Annotated in this window: 18 protein-coding genes; 5 read left to right on the top strand and 13 right to left on the bottom strand. The window is 75.1% G+C overall.

What is annotated here, in order from left to right; genetic code table 11:
- From AB0H28_RS05460 to AB0H28_RS05400, 13 genes are all read right to left on the bottom strand, one after another.
- Positions 1 to 1,089 (bottom strand): enolase C-terminal domain-like protein, encoded by a 1,089-nt coding sequence (locus AB0H28_RS05460; protein ID WP_358034605.1) that lies wholly within the window; start codon positions 1,087 to 1,089, stop codon positions 1 to 3.
- Complete coding sequence (locus AB0H28_RS05455; RefSeq protein WP_358035155.1) at positions 1,086 to 4,154, bottom strand: FAD-binding and (Fe-S)-binding domain-containing protein; 3,069 nt, start codon at positions 4,152 to 4,154, stop codon at positions 1,086 to 1,088. Before AB0H28_RS05455 ends, AB0H28_RS05460 begins: the two co-directional genes overlap by 4 nt.
- A gap of 5 nt (positions 4,155 to 4,159) precedes the next feature.
- Complete coding sequence (locus AB0H28_RS05450; RefSeq protein WP_358034603.1) at positions 4,160 to 5,926, bottom strand: thiamine pyrophosphate-dependent enzyme; 1,767 nt, start codon at positions 5,924 to 5,926, stop codon at positions 4,160 to 4,162.
- Positions 5,927 to 6,092: 166 nt separating this feature from the next.
- Positions 6,093 to 6,584: a YetF domain-containing protein gene (locus tag AB0H28_RS05445; RefSeq protein WP_358034601.1), complete on the bottom strand. Its 492-nt coding sequence runs from the start codon at positions 6,582 to 6,584 to the stop codon at positions 6,093 to 6,095.
- Positions 6,581 to 8,293 carry a cytochrome bc complex cytochrome b subunit gene (locus AB0H28_RS05440; protein WP_358034598.1) on the bottom strand — a complete coding sequence of 571 codons (1,713 nt, stop codon included), beginning with the start codon at positions 8,291 to 8,293 and terminating at the stop codon, positions 6,581 to 6,583. Before AB0H28_RS05440 ends, AB0H28_RS05445 begins: the two co-directional genes overlap by 4 nt.
- A complete protein-coding gene (locus AB0H28_RS05435; protein WP_358034596.1) occupies positions 8,290 to 9,153 on the bottom strand; it encodes a Rieske (2Fe-2S) protein in 864 nt (287 codons plus the stop codon). Before AB0H28_RS05435 ends, AB0H28_RS05440 begins: the two co-directional genes overlap by 4 nt.
- Positions 9,150 to 9,968: a c-type cytochrome gene (locus tag AB0H28_RS05430; RefSeq protein WP_358034594.1), complete on the bottom strand. Its 819-nt coding sequence runs from the start codon at positions 9,966 to 9,968 to the stop codon at positions 9,150 to 9,152. Before AB0H28_RS05430 ends, AB0H28_RS05435 begins: the two co-directional genes overlap by 4 nt.
- A gap of 3 nt (positions 9,969 to 9,971) precedes the next feature.
- Positions 9,972 to 10,361, bottom strand: coding sequence for a c-type cytochrome (locus AB0H28_RS05425; RefSeq protein WP_358034592.1), 390 nt, complete (start codon positions 10,359 to 10,361; stop codon positions 9,972 to 9,974).
- Positions 10,358 to 11,239: a cytochrome c oxidase assembly protein gene (locus AB0H28_RS05420; protein ID WP_358034590.1), complete on the bottom strand. Its 882-nt coding sequence runs from the start codon at positions 11,237 to 11,239 to the stop codon at positions 10,358 to 10,360. The genes AB0H28_RS05425 and AB0H28_RS05420 overlap by 4 nt, the downstream gene beginning before the upstream one ends.
- On the bottom strand, positions 11,227 to 11,625 hold the full coding sequence (locus tag AB0H28_RS05415; protein ID WP_358034588.1) for a hypothetical protein: 399 nt from the start codon (positions 11,623 to 11,625) through the stop codon (positions 11,227 to 11,229). The genes AB0H28_RS05420 and AB0H28_RS05415 overlap by 13 nt, the downstream gene beginning before the upstream one ends.
- Positions 11,625 to 12,245 carry a heme-copper oxidase subunit III gene (locus AB0H28_RS05410; RefSeq protein WP_358034585.1) on the bottom strand — a complete coding sequence of 207 codons (621 nt, stop codon included), beginning with the start codon at positions 12,243 to 12,245 and terminating at the stop codon, positions 11,625 to 11,627. Before AB0H28_RS05410 ends, AB0H28_RS05415 begins: the two co-directional genes overlap by 1 nt.
- Positions 12,242 to 14,170, bottom strand: a complete 1,929-nt coding sequence (ctaD, locus tag AB0H28_RS05405) for a cytochrome c oxidase subunit I (RefSeq protein ID WP_358034583.1) — start codon at positions 14,168 to 14,170, stop codon at positions 12,242 to 12,244. The genes AB0H28_RS05410 and ctaD overlap by 4 nt, the downstream gene beginning before the upstream one ends.
- 17 nt (positions 14,171 to 14,187) lie before the next feature.
- Positions 14,188 to 15,204, bottom strand: coding sequence for a cytochrome c oxidase subunit II (locus AB0H28_RS05400; RefSeq protein WP_358034580.1), 1,017 nt, complete (start codon positions 15,202 to 15,204; stop codon positions 14,188 to 14,190).
- A gap of 84 nt (positions 15,205 to 15,288) precedes the next feature.
- On the opposite strand from AB0H28_RS05400, the gene ccsA reads away from it, so the two are divergent.
- The 5 genes from ccsA to AB0H28_RS05375 are packed head-to-tail and all read left to right on the top strand — an operon-like array spanning position 15,289 to position 19,831.
- Positions 15,289 to 16,095, top strand: a complete 807-nt coding sequence (ccsA, locus tag AB0H28_RS05395) for a cytochrome c biogenesis protein CcsA (protein WP_358034577.1) — start codon at positions 15,289 to 15,291, stop codon at positions 16,093 to 16,095.
- Positions 16,092 to 16,499 (top strand): cytochrome c maturation protein CcmE, encoded by a 408-nt coding sequence (locus tag AB0H28_RS05390; protein WP_358034574.1) that lies wholly within the window; start codon positions 16,092 to 16,094, stop codon positions 16,497 to 16,499. The genes ccsA and AB0H28_RS05390 overlap by 4 nt, the downstream gene beginning before the upstream one ends.
- A complete protein-coding gene (locus AB0H28_RS05385) occupies positions 16,489 to 18,405 on the top strand; it encodes a cytochrome c-type biogenesis CcmF C-terminal domain-containing protein (RefSeq protein ID WP_358034571.1) in 1,917 nt (638 codons plus the stop codon). The genes AB0H28_RS05390 and AB0H28_RS05385 overlap by 11 nt, the downstream gene beginning before the upstream one ends.
- Complete coding sequence (locus AB0H28_RS05380) at positions 18,402 to 18,944, top strand: TlpA disulfide reductase family protein (RefSeq protein WP_358034569.1); 543 nt, start codon at positions 18,402 to 18,404, stop codon at positions 18,942 to 18,944. Before AB0H28_RS05385 ends, AB0H28_RS05380 begins: the two co-directional genes overlap by 4 nt.
- Positions 18,941 to 19,831, top strand: a complete 891-nt coding sequence (locus tag AB0H28_RS05375; protein WP_358034566.1) for a cytochrome c-type biogenesis protein CcmH — start codon at positions 18,941 to 18,943, stop codon at positions 19,829 to 19,831. The genes AB0H28_RS05380 and AB0H28_RS05375 overlap by 4 nt, the downstream gene beginning before the upstream one ends.
- Positions 19,832 to 19,861: the final 30 nt, after the last annotated feature.

The raw sequence follows: 19,861 nt of genomic DNA, 5'->3' as shown, positions 1-19,861 counted from the left end.
TCACGCCACCCGGTACTGCTGGGCCGCTTCGGCGCGGAACTTCAGCCCGTTGCCCGGCCGGTCGGTCCGCACCGGCACCGTGCCGCCGGTGGCCGACTGCGCGCCGTCGAAGAGCATCGCCTCGATCCGGACGTGGTCGTGGAACCATTCCAGGTGACGCAGGTTGGGAGTGGCGGCGGCGACCGCGAGGTGTTGGTGCGGCGCGCAGTGCCCGGACACCTGCAGCCCGGCGGCGTCGGCCACCGCCGCCGCGCGGAGGAACGCGCTGATCCCGCCGCACCGGGTGACGTCGATCTGCAGGCAGTCCACGTACGGGGCCATCCGGTGGAAGTAGACCAGGTCGTAGCCGTACTCCCCGGCCGTGACGTCGGGCGCGACCCGGTCGCGGACCAGGCCGAGGCCGGGCAGGTCGTCGGAGCTGACCGGCTCCTCGTACCAGCGCACGTCGAGGTCCGCGGCGGCGTGCGCGACCCGGATCGCCTGCTTGCGCTGGTACGCGCCGTTGGCGTCGACGAACAGCTCGACGTCGTCGCCGATGGTGCGGCGCGCGGCGGCCATCCGCTCCAGGTCGCGCCGCACCTCGGTGCCGCACGACTCACCTATTTTGATCTTCACCCGGGGGATGCCCTGCTCGTGCGCCCAGCCGGCGAGCTGCCGGTGCTGCCGTTGGGCGTCGTAGGTGGTGAAGCCGCCGCTGCCGTAGACCGGCACCTCCCGGCGGGCGGCGCCGAGCAGCCGGGTCAGCGGCAGGTCGTGCCGGCGTGCCTTCAGGTCCCACAGGGCGCAGTCGGCGGCGGACAGCGCGAGCCCGGCGACGCCGGGGCGGCCGGCGTTGCGCAGCCGGCGGCGCATCCGGTCCCAGGCGGCCGGCACGTCGTCCGGGTCGAGGTCGGCGAGCACCGGCGCGAGCAGGTCCGCCACCACGGCGACGGCCGCGATCGGGCCGTAGGTCCAGCCGATGCCGGTGTGCCCGTCGGCGGTCGCCCGCACCAGGACCAGGGTGGTCGCGCTCCAGGCGAGGGTGCCGTCGCCCTCCGGGGCGTCGGTGGGGATCCGGTACGCCTCGGCGGTGAGGCCGACGCCGCTCACCGCGCCCACCGGCGGGCCAGCGCGGTCGCCGTGGCCACCCCGGCGGCTACCACCAGGCCGGCCGCCGCCCAGCGGGTGACCGGTCCGGGCGTTCGGGGCCGGTCACCCCAGCCCTGTTCCGGCCGCCGGGGGACGGTGTCGTTGTGCAGCGCGGCGCGCAGCAGCTCGGCCAGGTGGAGCGCGGAACGGCCGTCGGAGGCGCTCTGCTCGACCTGGGTGCGGCAGCTGAACCCGTCGGCGAGGATCACGTCGGTCTCGGCGGCGTCCCGGACGGCGGGTAGCAGCACCCGTTCCGCGCACGCCTCGGACACCTCGTGGTGGCCCTGCTCGAAGCCGAAGTTGCCGGCCAGGCCGCAGCAGCCGGAGTCCAGGAACTCGGCGTCGACGCCGGCCGCGGCGAGCACGGCCTGGTCGGCGGCGGTGCCGAGGATGGCGTGGTGGTGGCAGTGGGTCTGGATCAGCGCGTGCGCGTCCAGTCGGGGCGGCTGCCAGCCGGGGCTGTGGTCGTGCAGCAGTTCGGCGAGCGTGACGGTCTGTTCCCGCAGCCGGGTGACGTCGTCGTCGGCCGGGAACAGCTCGTGCGCGTCGCTGCGGAACACGGCGGTGCAGCTCGGCTCCAGCCCCACCACCCGGGTGCCGGCGCGCAGGTGGGGCCGCAGCGCGTCGACGCTGCGGCGCAGCACCCGCTTGGCGACGTCGAGCTGACCGGTGGAGATCCAGGTCAGGCCGCAGCACACCGGTCCGTCCGGTACGCGCACCCGCCAGCCGGCGGCCTCCAGCACCTCGACCGCGGCGTGGGCCACCCCCGGGTGGAAGTGGTTGGTGAAGGTGTCCGGCCAGAGCACGACCTCGCCCCGGGAGCCGTCGCCGGTCGGGGTGCGGCGGGCGAACCAGCGCTGGAACGACTCCGCCGCGAACGGCGGGATGTCCCGACGCCTGTCGATCCCGCCGACGATCTTCGCGAGGTGGCTCAGCCCGGGGGCGTGCGCGAGGGCGTTGACGGTGCGGGGCAGCCGGGCGGCGACGGTGGCCACCAGGGGCAGCCAGCCCATCGAATAGTGCGCGCGGGGGCGCAGCCGGCCGGCGTAGTGGTGGGACAGGAACTCGGCCTTGTAGGTGGCCATGTCCACGTTGACCGGGCAGTCGGCCTTGCAGCCCTTGCAGGCCAGGCAGAGGTCGAGCGCGTCGCGGACCGCGTCGGAGCGCCAGCCGTCGCCGATGGCGCCGCCGCGGGCCGCGCCGTCGAGCATCTCGAACAGCAGCCGGGCCCGGCCCCGGGTCGAGTGCTCCTCCTCCCGGGTGACCATGTAGGACGGGCACATCACCCCGCCGGAGTGCCGCCGGCACTTGCCGACGCCCACGCAGCGCAGCACCGCGTCGCCGAAGCTGCCGCCGTCGTCGGGGTAGGCGAAGGTGGTCGACACGTCGCCGTGGTCGTAGTCGACGCCGAGGCGCAGGTGGCTGTCGAGCGGGTAGGGCGGCATCACCTTGCCCGGGTTCATCCGGTCGTCCGGGTCGAAGATCGCCTTGACCTGGCCGAACGCCCGGATCAGGCGCTCGCCGTACATCTTCGGCAGCAGCTCGCCGCGGGCCTGCCCGTCGCCGTGCTCGCCGGAGAACGACCCGCCGTAGGACACCACCAGGTCGGCGGCGCGTTCGACGAAGGAGCGGAAGTCGCGGACCCCGTCGGCGGTGCGCAGCCGGAACGGGATCCGGGTGTGCACGCAGCCCTGCCCGAAGTGCCCGTACAACGAGGCCTGCTGGTAGCCGTACTCCCGGTAGAGCGCCTGCAGGTCGCGCAGGTAGTCGCCGAGCCGGTCCGGGGCGACCGCCGAGTCCTCCCAGCCGGGCCAGGTGTTCTCGGCGCCGGGCACGTGGGCGGTGGCGCCGAGCGCGGACTCGCGGACCGCCCACATCCGCTTCTCGTCGGCCGGGTCGGCGAACTCGTGCACGCGCGGCCCGCCGTCGCGGCGCACCGCGTCGATCAGCCGGTCGGCGGCGGCCCGGGCCTGCTCGGGGGTGTCGCCGCCGAGCTGCACCATCAGCCAGGCGCCGCCCTCGGGCAGCTCGTGCAGCGCGTGCGGGTGCAGGTTCTTGCGCCGCTCGAAGCTGACCAGCTTGTCGTCGATGCCCTCCAGCGCGATCGGCTGGTGTGCCAGCACCCGCGGCACGTCGTCGCCGGCCGACGCGACGTCCGGGTAGCTGAGGAACACCATCGCGTCGGCCTTGACCCGGGGGATCAGCTTCAACCGCGCGCGCAGCACGGTGACGAGCGTGCCCTCGGAGCCGACCAGGGCCTGGGCGACGTGGAAGTTCTTCTCCGGCAGCAGGCTGTCCAGGTTGTAGCCGGAGACCCGGCGGGGGATGTGCGGGTAACGGGTGCGCAGGTCGGCCAGGTACTCGTCGCGCAGCGCCCGCAGCCGCCGGTAGATCTCGGCCCGGCGTCCGCCGTCGCGCTGGATGCGGGCGTACTCGTCGTCGCTGGTCTCCCCCACCCACATCCGGGTGCCGTCGTACAGCAGCACCTCCAGCTCGACGATGTTGTCGACCACCTTGCCGGCGCGCTGCGCGGTGGCGCCGCAGGAGTTGTTGCCGATCATGCCGCCGAGCGTGCAGTGGTTGTGGGTGGCCGGCCGGGGGCCGTACTCCAGCCCGGTCGCCTCGAGCTGGGCGTTCAGCTCGTCCAGCACGATGCCGGGTTCGACCAGGCAGGTGCCGGCCCGCTCGTCGACCTCCAGCAGGCGGTGGCAGTACTTGGACCAGTCGAGGATCACGGCGGTGTTGGTGCACTCGCCGGCCAGGCTGGTGCCGCCGCCGCGCGAGGTGAGCGGCGCGCCGTGGCGGCGGCAGACCGCCACCGCGGCGACCGCCGCCTCCACCGTGCGGGGCACCACCACGCCGAGCGGCACCTGCCGGTAGTTGGAGGCGTCGGTGGAGTACGCGGCGCGGGAGCCGGCGTCGAAGCGGACCTCGCCGTCGACCTCCGCACGCAGGTCGGCGGCGAGCGCGGTCAGGTCGACGTCGTCGGCCGGTTCGGGTGGACGCAGGACCGGGTCGGGCAGCACCGCGGTCATGAGCGCAGCTCGTTGATCTTGTCGCGGGCGACGGACGCCACGGTGGCGACCTTGTGCGGCTGCCCGCGCAGGAACGCCTCGGTGAAGTGTTTCGCCTGGTCATATTTGATCTTACCGGGCATCGGCGGCTCGTTCGGGTTGACGTCGCAGTCGACGAGCGCCGGGCCGGGGTGGGCGAGCGCCTCCCGGATCGCCCCCGGCAACGCCTTCGCGTCGGTCACCTTGACGCCGAACGCGCCGCAGCCGCGCGCCCAGGTGGAGAAGTCGGCCTCCGGCTGGCGGTGCCGCACCGCGTACTCGGGGTAGCCGAGGATGATCTGCTCCCACAGGATCTGCCCGTACGAGTTGTTGTTGTTGATCACCACCTTGATCGGCAGGTCGTGCCGGACCGCGGTGAGGAACTCGGCCATCAGCATGGCGAAGCCGCCGTCGCCGACGAACGCGATCACCTGCCGGTCCGGGTACGCGTGCTGCATGGCGATGGCGTACGGCAGGCCCGGCGCCATCGTGGCCAGGTTGCCCGACAGGTAGAACTCGCGATCCCCGCGGATCGTCCAGTGCCGCGCCGACCAGGTGGCGATGGTGCCGGAGTCACAGGTCAGGATCGCGTCGTCGGCGGCGGCTTCGTCGACGCAGCCCATCAGATACTGCGGCGCGATCGGCGACCGCTCCGGGTCCACCAGGCTGGTCATCTCCGACCGCCAGTCGTTCATCTTGCCCTGGTACTTCTCCAGGAACGACCGGTCCGGCCCGTGGTCGAGCATCGGCAGCAGGTCCCGCAGCGCCAGCCGGGCGTCCGCGCAGACCGGGGCCTCGACCGGCAGCCGCATCCCGATCAGGCTCGGGTCGGCGTCGATCTGCACCACCTTCGCCTGCCCCGGGCCGGGCAGATACTTCCCGTACGGGAACGAGGTGCCCACCATCAGCAGGGTGTCGCACTCCTCCATCAGCTCCTCGCTCGGCGCGGTGCCGAGCAGGCCGAGCCCGCCGGTGGTCAACGGGTGGTCGTCCGGCACCACCAGCTTGCCCGGCAACGTCTTGACGATCGGGCTGGCCAGGGCCTCGGCCACCGCCAGCACCTCGTCACGGGCGCCGCGCGCGCCCACGCCGACCAGCATGGCCACCTTCCGCCCGGCCCGGAGCACCTCGGCCGCCTTCGCCAACTCCCGCGGGTCCGCCGGCAGTTGCGGGTACGACACCGTGGTCGCGCTCATCGGCGGCGTGCCCGGACTGACGTGCCGGTACGGGTCGTCGGAGGCCGGGGCCACCTGCACGTCGTTGGGGAAGGTCAGGTGCGCCACGGTCCGCTTGCTCATCGCGTCGCGGATCGCCAGGTCGACCACCGCCGGCATCTGCTGCGGGTTGGTGACCATCAGGTTGTAGGAGGCGACGTCCTGGTAGAGCTGGGTGGTGTGCACCTCCTGCTGGTAGTGCGAGCCCAGCACCGAGGTCTCCTGCATGCCGGTGATGGCCAGCACCGGCACGTGGTCGAGCTTGGCGTCGTAGAGCCCGTTGAGCAGGTGGATCGCCCCCGGGCCGGAGGTGGCGCAGCAGACCCCGAGCCGGCCGGTGGCCTTGGCGTAGCCGGTGGCCATGAACGCCGCCGCCTCCTCGTGGTGCACCAGCACGAACCGCAGTTTCTCCCGCTGCCGGCGGAAGCCCTCCATCAGTCCGTTGATGCCGTCGCCGGGCAGGCCGAACACGGTGTCGACCCCCCACTCCACCAGGCGTCGGGCCAGACTCTCGCCCACGATCTCCTGCACGTCGTCCTCCTCATTTGCGGGTTCGCCCGTCCTCGTCCACAACATCCGCCGCCCGGTGGCGGTCACCCGCCGTACCGGACACGGCGCACCAGGGCGGACAGTTCGGCGGCTACCCGGCCTCCCCGACGGCAAACCAACCGGGCGGCCGGGTTTGCGCGCGGGGCGGTCACCCGTGGCTCCCGTCGCGGGGCAGCACCGACAGTCGTCCCCGCCCCTCCAGCACCGCGAGGTGCACGGCGTCGGTCCCGTCCATGCCGTGCTCCCGCACCAGGGCGTCCAGGTCGGCGCGGGTCAACCCGGCCCGGTGCAGGTTGCCGGTGAGCACCCGGCCACGGGCGACCACCACCACCGGGCCCTTCTCGATGAGCCGTCGCCCGCCGGGTCGCAGGCGCACCCAGGTGATCAGCGCGTGGGCGGCCAGGATGGCCGCCAGGGTCACCGCACCGGACAGGTAGCTCGCGTCCGGGGCGCTGGGCAGCCGCCCGACGATCGCGCCCACCGCGACGGCGGCCACGAAGTCGTAGCCGGACAACTCCGCGAGGGTCCGGCGGCCACCCAGGCGCATCGCGAGCACCGCGGTCACGTAGAGCAGGAATGCCTTCACCGCCACCCAGAGCAGCCAGCCCGGGTGACCGACGAGCGCGTCGACGGCGGTCACCGTGGCGGCCCGCCCCCGCCGCGATCCCGCTCCCGCCGCCGGCGCAGGGCGGCGGCCAGCAGCGACACGCCGAGGGCGGCGTTGCCCCAGCGGCGCAGCGCGGTGCGGACCCGGCCGGGCGGCGCGGGGGGCGGCGGGCCGGGCACGGTCACCTGGTCGACGCCCGGGTAGGCGAGCCGGGCCGAGTCGGCCGCCTCCCGCTCGGTGTGCACCGCCCGGTTGCTCAGGATCGCCACCCCGGCCGGCTCGTCCCGGTAGCGCCAGCGCCACACCCCGCCCTCCGGCCACAGCTCGATCCGCTCCCCCGGGCGGTCCGCCGCCGGCAGCTCCGGCTCGTCCGGCGACGACCGGGCGCCCGGTGCCGGGCGACCGGCGGCCCGCAGGTCCGCCCGGGTCAGCTCGCCGAGGCGGGCGGCGTCGCCGCGGCGCAGCGCCCGGGCCAGCACCACCGCCAGCGCGCCGGTGAGCAGCGGGAGCACCAGCACCACCACCCGCAGCACGTCGAGCACGTCGTACACCGGAACCCGCAGCAGCCGCGCGAGGATGCCGTCGCCGGCGGTCACCACGAGCGCCGCGAAGAAGGTCAGCGCCGCCACGCCGATCCCGGTGCGCACCGGGTGGTCCCGCGGGCGGTCCAGCAGTTGGTGGGGCCGACGGTCGCCGGTGCACAGGCGTTCCAGGAACGGCCAGGCGTAGAGCGCGAGGAAGGTGACGCCGCCGAGCGCCACACCCGGGAAGAACGGCGCGGGCACCAGGTGACCGGCGATCCGGAACTCCCAGGGCGGGAACAGCCGCAGCGCGCCGTCGCCCCAGGCGACGTACCAGTCGGGCTGCGCCGGCGAGGTGGCCTGGCCGGGCGCGAACGGGCCGTACAGCCAGACCGGGTTGATCTGCACCAGCCCGCCGAGCGCGAACAGGACCGCCAGCACCCAGGCGAACAGCGCCAGCGAGCGCAGGCTGTAGCTCGGATAGAGACGGGAGCCCACCACGTTGTGCTCGGTGCGGCCGGGCCCGGGGAACTGGGTGTGCTTCTGCCGCACGATCATCGCCAGGTGCGCCGAGACGAGCGCGACCAGCACCGCGGGCACCAGCAGCACGTGGCTGACGAACATCCGCGGGATCATCGCGTCCGACGGGAACTCCCCGCCGAGGCCGAGGAAGACCAGCCAGGACCCGACCAGCGGGATGGACTCCACCACCGAGACGATGATCCGCAGACCGAGGCCGGAGAGCAGATCGTCGGGCATCGAGTACCCGGTGAAGCCGTTCGCCAAGGCCAGCGTCAGCATTGTCACGCCGACCAGCCAGTTCGCCTCCCGGGGCCGGCGGAACGCGCCGGTGAAGAAGATCCGCACCAGGTGCACCAGGATGGCGGCGACGAAGACGAGAGCCGCCCAGTGGTGGGTCTGCCGGATCAGCAGCCCGGCCCGGACGTCCCAGCTCAGCCGCACCGTCGAGGCGTACGCGGCGGAGGTGGTGCTGCCGTCCAGCGGCGCGTACGAGCCGTGGTAGACCCGGTCGGCGGAACTGGGGTCGAAGAACAGGGTCAGGTAGACGCCGGTCAGCACCAGCGCGACGAAGGCGTAGAGCGCGATCTCGCCGAGCATGAACGACCAGTGGTCCGGAAACACCTTGGCCAGCGCCTTGCGCGCCACCGGCGACAGCCGCAGCCGGTCGTCGACGGCACGCGCCAACCGGTCCACGATCACCGCCGGCTCCAGAAGCCGGCGCCCGGTGCGGCGGTGAAGTCGCCGGTGGCGCGCAGGTAGCCGTCCGGGTCGACCGCCACCGGCAGCCCGGGCAGCGGGCGGGCGGCCGGGCCGGCGACCGGTCGCGCGTCGGCGAGCAGGTCGAAGGAGGACTGGTGGCACGGGCAGAGCACCCGTCCGGTGCCCTTCAGGTAGAGCCGCACCGGGCAGCCGGCGTGGGTGCAGAGCAGCGAGTAGACGACCAGCCCGTCGAGGTGCCCGGCCGCCGGCGGCCGGGTGAGGCGCTCCGGTCGCAGCCGCACCGCGAAGGCGGGCGCGTCCCCGGCCTCGGCACCGCCCTCGGGAAACACCGCGACCACCGTGCCGGCCGGCACGTCGCCGGGGCGCAGCGGCCGGCCGTCGGCGGTCAGCAGCCGCACGCCGGGCCCCCACGGCGTGTCCGTCAGGGCCCGCACCGGGCGGGCCCGGTCCCACGGGAGCAGGGACCGCAGCGGGAACAACGCGGCGACGCCGAGCGCGGTAAGCGCCAGGCCGAGCGCGGCGAGCAGGCCGCGCCGCCGGATCGGACTGTCCGGCGCGGTCAGCACCGCCGCGGTCAACGCCTGCTCCCCGGGCGGCGGGGCGAACCCCTCGTGCTCCTCGACGTAGCCGCCGACCGGCACCAGCCGGCGACCCCAGATCGCCAGGCCGCAGGCGAGCCCGGCGAACGCCACCGCCAGGCAGACCCCTTCCCACCGGGTCTGCCCGCCGAGGCCGTAGGTGACCGCGAAGCCGATCGCCCCGGCGGCGCCGGCCAGGAAGGACAGGACGATCCGCCGGTTGACGCCGGGCGGGGCGGGCGCGACAGGTGGCCGCCTCACTCGCCGGCCCTCCGGCCCAGCCACCGCGCGGCGGCGACGAGCAGGCCCAGCGTGACCACCCAGGCGACCAGCCCCTCGGCCAGCGGGCCGAGCCGGCCGAGCGGGTTCCCGCCCCGGTCCAGCCGCTCGCTGCGCAGTCGCTGCACGTAGGCGGCGAGATCGTCCACCTGCTGGTCGGTGAGGACCTGGCTGGGGAAGACCGGCATCAGGCCGGGGCCGACCCGGACCGCCTCGGCGACCTGGACCGCGGTGGCGTCGTACAGCGGTGGGGCGATCCAGCCGTTGGTCAGCGGCGCGCCCGCGCCGGTGCCGCCGTGGCAGGGCGCGCAGTTCGCGGCGAACAGTTCCCGCCCGGTGGGCAGGCGGCCCGGGCCCACCCGGGGAACGGCCGGACCGCCACCACCGAAGCTGGTGACGTGCGCGACGAGGGCGGCGATCTCGTCGGCCGAGAAGACCGGCTCGGCGCGGCGCGGCTGCTGCACCTCGTGCGGGATGGGCATCCGTCCGGTGCCGACCTGGAAGTCCACCGACGCGGCGCCGACACCGATCAGCGACGGCCCCCGTTGGGCGCCCTGGCCCCGGTCACCGTGGCAGCTCGCGCAGTTCTGCCGATACAGCGCCTCCCCGTCGGGGGCCGGCGCGGCGGTCACCGGCGGCGGCGCGACCCCGGCCGGCGCGACGAGCGCGGCGGTCACCGGCGGCGGCGCGACTTCGGCCGGCGCGGCGAGGGCGGCCGGCCCGGCGGCCAGCGCGAGCGCCGCCCCCGCCGTCGCGGCCCGGGCCGGATGCCACCACCGGTGCGTCCAGACGGCCATCGGTCAGTCCAGGGTGAAGAGATAGGCGGCGATGTCCTGCGCGTCCAGCGCGCTGACCCCCAGGTCCGGCATGGCGGTGCCCGGCTCCACCGCCTGCGGGTCGGCGATCCAGTGCTGGAGGTTGTCGGCGTTGTTCACCAGCTTCCCGGCGACGTAGGAGCGGGACCCGAAACGGGTCAGCGGCGGCCCGACCAGGCCGTCGGCCCGGTCGATGCCGGGGATGGCGTGGCAGGAGCCGCAGCCGTAGCGGGCGATCAACTCCGCGCCCCGGGCCGGCTGCCCGCCGCGTACCTCCGGCGGCGGTGGCGGATCGGTGCTGGCGCAGCCGGGCACGGCGGCCAGCGGCGACAGGGCGACCAGCAGCGCGAGCGACGCGCGGACGCGGTGGATCACGACACCACTCCCTCGGTAGCGGCCAGCCGGCCCCCGGCCTCCGGCGAGGTCACCCGCTCGGGGCGCCGCCGTTGCAGCGCCAGCAGCCAGCGCAGGAACAACGCGAGCGTGACCAGCAGCGCCACCACGTCCATCGGGATCCACATCAGCAGACCGGCGAGCTGCTGGTCGGTCAGTGGGTCGGTGCCGAGGACGTCGGCCGGGTAGACCGGCCGGGGAGCGAAGGTGAGCACCGCGCCCAGCGCGGACGCCGGCAGCATGGTGGCCACCAGCAGCAGCATCCCGGTGGGTGCGGGCAGCCGGTGCCGGGCGACGCCGAGCAGCGGCGCCCACAGCAGCCAGGCCGCGCCGACGAAGCAGGCATGCTCCAGCACGTGCAGCAGCGGGTCCCGTTCGGCCGCGGCGTAGGGCACCGGCAGGTGCCAGAACCAGAGCACGACGCTCTGTCCGCCGCCGGCGGCGAACGCGACCACCACCGGGCTGCGCAGCCACCGGCCCGCCGCCCCGGCGCGCAGCCGGGCCAGCCACCGGCGGGCCCGGACCGGGCACGACAGCGTCAGGGGCAGCCCGGACGCGCCGGCGGCGAGCAGTGGCCCGGCGACGAGCAGCAGCAGCATGTGCTGGGTCATGTGCCCGGCGAGACCCCGCTGTGCCAGGGCGGTGACCGGCCCGCTCTGGGCGGCCAGGACGGCGAGCAGCCCGGTCCCGAACGCCGCCACCCGCCAGCCGGGGAGGATCGCACCGGCGCCGCGCCGCGCCCACAACTCGTGCACGCCGCGGCCGTAGCCGGCGGCGAGCAGGGCCAGCGCCGCCCCGAGCAGGATGGCGAGCAGCCCGGCGGCGACGTCGTTCCCGCCCGCGGCGGTCAGCGTTGGCATGGCGGCAGCACCAGCAGGGCGACGCCGCCCAGCACGATGATGGTCAGGAACAGCAGGTTGGACCAGATGCCCACCACGGCGAGCATCCGGCTGCGCCCCACCGAGCGGTCCCGGCCGTCGTGCGGCGCTGCGGCGGTACGCCGCCAGAGCAGCGCCGCGGCCAGCAGCGCGCCCACGGTGGCCAGCGCCGGCAGCACCACGGCGGCGCCGACGACCACGCGCAGCGGAAGACCGGCGACGTGCTCCGACCCGGCCGCGCAGGTCAGCTCGTCCACCCCCCAGCCGGCCAGCAGGTGCACCGCCCAGGCGAACGCGCCGCCGAGCACGGCGTACCAGAACAGCAGGCCGCCGGCGAGGCGGGCGCGGGGGCCGGGATGGGTGCTCATCACAGCCTCGGCGACAGGTAGACGGTGAACAGGATGGCCGCCCAGACCACGTCCACGAAGTGCCAGTAGATGGCCGCGTTGCGCACCCGGTCGTGCCGGTGCGCGCCGAAGCTGCCCCCGCGCAGGGACGCGGCGAGCAGCCAGCCGACCATGGTCAGGCCGACCAGGACGTGCAGGCCGTGGAAGCCGGTGATCACGTAGAACAGCGAGCCGTAGGCGTCGGTGGTCATGGTGAACTCGCGCAGCTTTTCGGCGTACTCGCTGGCCTGCAACGCCAGGAACGTCACCCCGAGCAGCAGGGTGGCGGCCAGCCCGGACCGCAGCCGCCACCGCTCGCCCCGGCGGATGCCGTGCTCCGCCCAGACCACGGGCAGGCTGCTGGGCAGCAGCACGGCGGTCATCACCAGCGGGCGCAGCAGCTTCGGCTCCCCGATGCCCGGCGGCGGCCACTGCGCGCCGTACTGGAAGCGCAGGTAGAAGTAGCTGCCGAGCAGGCAGGCGAAGAGCGTCGCCTCGGTGACGACGAACATCACCATGCCCCACCAGCCGGTGGACCGGCCGACCGGCAGCTCGGTGGTGAGCGCCTCGGCGCCGGTGGCCGCCGTCACCCCGCCGCTCACGCGCTCACCCCGACCTGCTCGGCGGGTCGGCGCGGCGGCCACAGCCACACCGCCATGGTGACCGCGACCGCCACCGCCGCCACGGCCGCCACCGGATACCAGGCGAACAGCATGGCGGTGAAGAACGTCAGCATCGCCAGCGCGAGCACCAGCGGCTGGACGGACGCCTCGGGCATCTCCACCGCACGTTCCCGCCGCCCGTCGAGTTCGCTGGTGAACAGCGTGCGCCGGCCCTCGGCGAGGACCCGGTCCGGCCGCGCGCCGGCGCCCATCGACTCCCGGCTCGGTTCGTCCCAGGTCGGGTGCAGGCTGTGCACCCGGGGCAGCACCGGGAAGTTGTACGGCTTCGGCGGCGACTCGGTGGACCACTCCAGGCTGTCGCCGCCCCACGGGTCCGGCGGCGCGGGCCGGCCCCGCCGGACGGCGTGCACCACCCCGGCCAGGACCAGCAGCAGCCCGAGGGCCAGCACGTACGAGCCGACGGTGCTGACCAGGTTCCAGCCGTCCCAGCCGGCCTCGCTGCGGTAGGTGTAGACCCGCCGGGGCATGCCGAACAGGCCGTACAGGTGCATCGGGAAGAACGTCACGTGCATGCCGGTGAACACCAGCCAGAACGCCCACCGGCCGAGCCCCTCGTGATACATCCGGCCGGTCATCTTCGGCAGCCAGTAGTAGATGCCGGCCAGCATCGGGAAGACCGCGCCGCCGATGAGCACGTAGTGGAAGTGGGCGACCACGAAGTAGGAGTCGGTGACCTGCTGGTCGAACGCGGTCAGCGCGAACATGGTGCCGGTGAGGCCGCCGAGCACGAAGGTGACGACGAACCCGATCACGAACAGCAGCGGCACCCGGACCACCAGCCGGCCCAGCGCCATGGTGGCGAGCCAGGCGAAGATCTGGATGCCGGACGGGATGGTGATGATGGTGCTGGCCGCGCTGAAGAAGCTGTACGACAGCTGGGGCAGCCCGGTGGCGAACATGTGGTGCACCCAGACCCCGAACGAGATGATCGAGATGGACACGATGGCCAGCACGATCAGCGGGTAGCCGACCACGCCGCGGCGGGTGAACGCCGGCAGCACGGCCGAGACGATGCCCAGCGCCGGCATCACGATGATGTAGACGTCCGGATGTCCGAAGATCCAGAACAGGTGTTGCCAGAGCAGCACGTTGCCGCCGGCGCCGGGGTCGAAGAAGTGGGTGCCGAAGCGCCGGTCGAGGAAGAGCATCGCGTTGTCGAGGTTCAGCGCCGGCAACGCGAAGATCACCATGAAGCCGGTGGCGACGATCGCCCAGACGAACAGCGGCACCCGGTTCAGCGACATCCCCGGCGCGCGCAGCTTCAGCGCGGTGACGATGAAGTTGATCGACCCGGCGGTGGTGGCGATGCCGAGAAAGAGCAGGCCCAGGCTGTAGACGTCCAGGTGCAGACCGGGGGTGTTCTGTTCCGCGGTCAATGGCACGTAGGCGAACCACCCGCCGTTGGGCGCCGCGCCGAACGGCAGGCTGGCCCACATGAACAGCCCGGCGAACAGGAACACCCAGTAGCCGAGCGCGTTCAGCTTGGGGAAGGCCATGTCCCGCGAGCCGATCAACAGCGGGACCAGGAAGTTGCCGAAGCCGAACAGCATCGGAGTGGCGAACAGGAAGATCATCGCGGTGCCGTGCATGGTGAACAGCTGGTTGTACTCCTGGGGGGAGAGCAGGCGCGCCTCCGGCCGGGCCAGTTGGGTCCGCATCGCCAGCGCGCTCAGCCCGGCCAGGGCGAAGAACAGCCCGGCCGTCACCAGATAGCGGCGGCCGATCTTCTTGTGGTCGACGGTGGTGAACCAGGCCCGCACCGAGGCGCGTTCGCCCCAGTGCTCCTCCAGCCGGGCCAGGTCGTCCCGGCTCGCGCCGGACGCCGGCGCGGTGGTGGTGGACATCCTTCCCTCCCTTCCGCTCAGGTCAGCGACCGCAGGTAGGCGATCAGGTCCGGCAGCCGCTGCGCGTCGACCGGCTGCGGCGGCATGTAGTTGCCCGGCTTGACCGTCTGCGAGTTGGCGATCCAGCCGCCGAGGTGCCCGCCGTCGTTGGGCACCGCCCCGGCGCCGATGCTCCAGCGGGCGCCGACGTCGGACAGGTCCGGCCCGATCCGTCCGTCCGCTCCGGTGCCGCGGATCGCGTGGCAGCCGGCGCAGGTGCCCTGGACGAACGCCTGCTGACCGCGTCGCTGGGCGTCGGTCCGGGGCGCGGCGGCGGGCGCGCCGAGGCGCGTCACCCAGGCGTCGAAGTCGCGGCGCGGCTCCGCGACCACGAGGAACGCCATGTGGGCGTGCTGGGTGCCGCAGTATTCGGCGCACTGCCCCCGGTAGCTGCCGGCCCGTTCGGCGTGCAGCCAGGTCTCGCGGACCTCGCCGGCGATCAGGTCGGTCTTCGGCATCAACTGCGGCACCCAGAAGCTGTGCAGCACGTCGGCGGTCCGCAGCCGGATCCGCACCTTCTCCCCCACCGGGATGTGCAGTTCGTTGGCGGTGGCGCCGGAGACCCCGGCCACCCGCACCTCCCACCACCACTTGTGGCCGGTCACCTCGACGGTGGTCGCCCGGGGACCCGGGCCGTCGCCGAGCGCCGCCAGGTCGCACAGGCCGAGCGCGTAGACCGTCACCAGGATGACCAGCGGCACGCCCGCGCCGGCGACGGTGACGAACCGCAGCGGCTGGCCGTGCCGGACCTTCGCGCCAGGTCGGCGGCGGAACACCAGCGCCCAGGCCAGCACCACCATGACCTCGGCGAACACCGCCATGGACAGCCAGAACAGCACCCACCACAGGCCGGCGACCCGGCCGGCGCCGGCGCCGGCCGGGTCGAGGGCCGACGGCGCTGTCCCGGAGCAGCCGGAGAGCGCGAGCAGGGCAGCCGGCGTCGCCACCCGGGCGAGGTGCCGGGTGGCGGTCGTCGGTCCGGCTCGCGTGTTCACCGGGGTCGACTGTAGTGACGATTCAAGCTCAATTGTCCTTTTAAGTGATTTGGGTGCTTCGTTACGCTGACTCCGATACGTTCGGTGCTCGGCAAGCAGCAGGCGACCGTCGACGGGACGATGATGCGAACCTCCACCGTGGAACTGACCGCGGACTCCCCCCGGGGTGCCGCCGCAAGGCGTACCACCGCCTGGACCGCCGTCGGCCTCGCCGCCGGGGCGGCCCTCGCCGGCGGCCTGCTGGCCCCGACCGACGCCGCGCAGGGCCCGGCGCAGCGCCTCATGTACCTGCACGTGCCCGCCGCATGGGTGGCCTACCTGGCGTTCGCCGTCGTGCTCGCGGCCAGCGTCGCCCACCTGGCCCGCGGCGACGCCGGATCAGACCGGGTCGCGCTGGCCGCCACCGAGATCGGCGTCGTGCTCACCGCGGTCACGCTCGCCACCGGCTCGCTCTGGGGGCACCTGGTGTGGGGCACCTGGTGGGCCTGGGACCCGCGGCTGGTCGGCACCGCGCTGCTGTTCCTGGTGTACGCCGCCGCGCTGGCCCTGCGCCGGGCCCTCGCCGAGCGGTCCGGCCGGCCGGCGCACGGCGACGGCCGGGTGACCCGGCCGGTGGCCGTCCTCGGCGTCGGCGGCTTCCTGCTCGTCCCCCTGGTGCACTTCTGCGTGCTCTGGTGGCGCTCGCTGCACCAACAGGCAACCGTGCTGGCCCCGCAACGGCCGCCCATCGACCCCCGGATGGCGTTGGCGCTGCTGCTGGCCGTCGCGGCGGCGACCGTCGCCGCGACCTGGGTGCTGGCCCACCGGCTGGTCCGGCTGCACCGCCGGGCCGGCACCGTCCGGACCGCCGCCGCGCGACCGCCCGTACGCCAGCCGGACCTGGTGCCGTGATCCGGCGCCCCGCCCGCCTGGTCCTCGTCGCGGTGCTGCTCGCCGGCGGCGGCCTGCTGGTCACCGCCGCGCTGCGGGACACCCTCACCTACTACCGGACGCCGGGCGAGGTGCTCGCCGACCCGGCCGCAGCCCGCGACCGGGTCCGCCTGGGCGGTGCGGTGGTGCCCGGCTCGGTACGCCGCGACGGCGACCTGGTGCTGTTCCGGCTCGCCGGATCGGGGCACGAAGTGGCCGTGCGGCAGCGGGGCGCGCCGCCGGAGACGTTCCGGGACGGCGCGGACGCGGTCGTCGAGGGGCGGCTCGGCATGGACGGCGTGTTCGACGCCGACCACGTGGTGGTGCGGCACGGCAACGAGTACCGACCCTCCGCACCCGCTCCGGAGCCGGCCGATGCTCGGTGAGCTGGGCACCGCCGGCCTCGTCGCCGGGCTGCTCGCCGCCCCGCTGGCCGCGCTGCTCTGGCTGCGGGTGGCGCTGACCGGCGCCCCCGCCCGGCCGGCCCGGCTGGCCTCGGTCGGCGCGCTGTGCGCCGCGGTCGCGGCCTGCGCGGTGCTGGAGGCGGCGCTGCTGGGCCACGACTTCGGCGTGCGGTTCGTGGCCGAGAACGGCGGCCGGCACGTGCCCGGCTACTACACGGTGACCAGCCTGTGGTCGGCGATGGACGGGTCGCTGCTGCTCTGGCTCCTGGTCCTCGGCGGGTACGGCGCCCTGCTGGCGCGCGGGCGGCCGGACCGGCTGCGCGCGTACGCGATGGTGGTCGTCAGCGTGGTCACCACGTTCTTCTTCGCGCTGTCCACCTTCGCCGCCAACCCGTTCCGGTCGGTGCAGCCGGCCCCGCCCGACGGTCCGGGCCCGAACCCGCTGTTGCAGGAGCACGCGGCGATGGGCGTGCACCCGCCGCTGCTCTACGCCGGCTATCTCGGCATGGTGGTGCCGTTCGCGTTGGCGCTGGCCGCCCCGCTGGCCGGGCCGGCCGGCCGGAACTGGCTGCGGGTGGCCCGGCCGTGGGCGCTGGTGGCGTGGACCGCGCTCACCGCAGGCATCGTGCTCGGCGCCTGGTGGTCGTACGCGGTGCTCGGCTGGGGCGGCTACTGGGCCTGGGATCCGGTGGAGAACGCGTCCCTGCTGCCGTGGTTGACCACCACCGCGTTCCTGCACACCAGCCTGGACGGCGGCCGGGGCCGGGAACTGTGGAACAGCGTCCTGGCCTGCGCCGGCTTCCTGCTGGTGCTGCTGGGCACGCTCCTGACCCGCTCCGGCGCGGTGGCCAGCGTGCACGCCTTCACCGAGTCGCCGCTGGGGCCGCTGCTGCTCGGGTTCGTGCTGCTGGCCGTGCTGGCCGCCACCGCGCTCACCGCCCGCCGCCGGCCGGTGCCCGCCCGGGCGGGCGTCAGGCCGTGGTCCCGATCCACGGCCGTGCTGGTCAACGCCGTCGCGCTGGTCACCGTCGCCGCCGTGGTGCTGATCGGCACGGTGCTGCCGCTGCTGGCCGAGCCGCTCGCCGGCGCGCGCGCCTCGGTCGGGCCGGGCTACTACCACCGCACGGCGGTGCCGCTGGCCGTGGTGGTGCTGCTGCTGGCCGGGCTGCCACCGGCGCTGCGGGTGCGCGACCGCGCGGGGGTGCTGCGCCGGCTCGCCCTGCCGGGCGCGGCGGCGCTGGCCACCGTGGCCGGCGTGGGGCTGCTCGGCCGGCCCGGTCCGGCCGCGCTCACCGCGTTCGGCGCGGCGGCGTTCGTGCTCACCGGCCTGGTCACCGCCCGCGACGACCGAGCCGCGGCGGGCGGGCGCCGCCGGTTGCCGGCGGCCACGCTGGGGCACGCCGGGCTCGCCCTGCTCGCCGTGGGGGTCGCCGCGTCCGCCACGTACGAGCGGGTCGACGAGCGGACGCTGCGCACGGGCGAGACGGTCCGGGTGGGCGACGTGTCCGCGCGGCTGGAGTCGGTGCAACGGTCCGCCCCCGGCGGGCGGATGACGGTACGCGCCCGGCTGGCCGTCTCGTCGGGCGGGCACACCCGCACCGCCGCCCCGGCGCTGCGCTACGACCCGGCGCGGGACATGGCCGTCACCGTCCCGGCGATCGACGCCGGCCCCCGCCGCGACGTCTACCTCACCCTGCTCGCCGTGGCCGCCGACGGCACCGGCGCGACCGTACGCCTGGCGGTGAACCCGCTTGTCGGTCTCGTCTGGGCCGGCGGCGCGGTGGGCGTCGCCGCCGGCCTGCTCGCCCTGGCCGACACGCTGCGGGCACGCCGACGGCGACCGCCACGGGACACCGGCGTCGCGGCGAGAGCGGCGGTGCCGGCGTGAACCGCCGGACGTCGCGGTGGGGACGGATCCGGCCGGTCCCGGCGACGGCCCTGCTGGTCGCCGTCGCCGCCGCCGCGCTCGTCGCGGCCCGGCTGCCCGGCCCGACCGACCCGGGGCCGGCGCCGGCCGCGCCGGCGCTGGCCGGCGCCACCCTCGACGGCGGACGGTTCGACCTGGCGGCGCTGCGCGGGCAGGTCGTGCTGGTCAACGTGTTCGCGTCCTGGTGCGGCCCGTGCCGCGACGAACTGCCGCTGCTGGCCGAGACCGGGCGGCAGTGGTCGTCGCGCGGGCTGCGGGTGGTCGGGCTGAACCTGCGGGACGGGCCGGACGCGGTGCGGCCCCTGCTGGCGCAGAGCCGGGCGGCGGAGCTGACGGTCGTGCCCGACCCGGACGGCGCCCGGTCGGTCGAGTGGGGCGTACGCGGCGTGCCGGAGACCTTCCTCGTGGACCGGGACGGGCGGATCGTCGCACACCGGCCCGGGGTGGTCACCCGGCAGTGGCTCGACGAGCACCTGTCCGCCCTGCTGGCCGCGCCGTGATCCGGCGGCTGGCGGTGGGGCTGGCGGCGGTGGCGCTGGTCGCGGCGGCGGCGGTCGGGCTGATCCGGTCGGCGACGCCCGCCGGCCGGGTCGATCCCGGCGCGGCGATCGCCGCCGGGCTGCGCTGCCCCGCCTGCCAGGGCGAGTCGGTGGCCGACTCCCGCTCCCCCATCGCCGCCTCGATGCGGCAGGTGATCGCCGACCAGAGCGCGCAGGGCCGCAGCCCGGCCGAGATCCGCCGGTGGTTCGTCGCGCGCTACGGCGAGGAGGTGCTGGCCGAGCCGCCCGCCCGGGGGCCGGGACTGCTGCTGTGGCTGGTGCCGGCGGTGGCGCTGCTCGGCACGGGCATCGCCGCCGCGCGGACGCTGCGGGCCCGACCCCGGGCCGGGCCCGCGCCCGGACGCCGGCGGCGGTCGCGCCGGCCGGTCTGGTGGCTCACCGCCGGCGGCCTGGTCGCCCTGGTGGCGACCGTGGCCGTGGCCGCCGACCGGCTCGCCCCGCCGGTGGTGACGCCCCGCGCCGACCCGACGGCGGTCGCGCTGCGGCTGGCGCAGGACCTGGAGGGCCAGCAGCGCTATGACGCCGCCGCGCAGATGTACCGGGAGGCGCTGCGGGAGCGGCCCGACGACGCCGTCCGGCTGCGCCTGGCCTTCGCGCTGCTGCGGGCGGCGGACGCGGCCGGCGCCGAGCGGACGGCCCGCGACGTCCTCGACCACGCGCCCAGGTCGCCGGACGGGCTGCTGGTGCTGGGCCTGGCGCAGCGCACCACCCACCCGGGCGAGGCGCCGGCCACCTTGCGCCGGTTCCTGGCGGTCGCGCCGACGCACCCCGCCGCCGCGGAGATCCGCCGCCTGCTGGACGGCGGCGCGAAGGCCAGGACCGGCTGAACGACCACGATTCGCCGGGCACGCGGTCCC

Source organism: Micromonospora sp. NPDC050980 (assembly GCF_040653835.1).
In the GTDB taxonomy this organism is placed as follows: Bacteria; Actinomycetota; Actinomycetes; order Mycobacteriales; family Micromonosporaceae; genus Micromonospora.
The sequence above is the reverse complement of the archived record's forward strand: the minus strand, read 5'-3'. Positions and strand labels throughout refer to the sequence as shown.

Excerpts from the sequence above, each read along its gene's own strand:
- AB0H28_RS05430 (WP_358034594.1), bottom strand. The coding sequence starts at position 9,968 with ATGGCCGTCTGGACGCACCGGTGGTGGCATCCGGCCCGGGCCGCGACG.
- AB0H28_RS05420 (WP_358034590.1), bottom strand. The coding sequence starts at position 11,239 with ATGCCAACGCTGACCGCCGCGGGCGGGAACGACGTCGCCGCCGGGCTG.
- AB0H28_RS05415 (WP_358034588.1), bottom strand. The coding sequence starts at position 11,625 with ATGAGCACCCATCCCGGCCCCCGCGCCCGCCTCGCCGGCGGCCTGCTG.
- ctaD (WP_358034583.1), bottom strand. The coding sequence starts at position 14,170 with ATGTCCACCACCACCGCGCCGGCGTCCGGCGCGAGCCGGGACGACCTG.
- AB0H28_RS05385 (WP_358034571.1), top strand. The coding sequence starts at position 16,489 with ATGCTCGGTGAGCTGGGCACCGCCGGCCTCGTCGCCGGGCTGCTCGCC.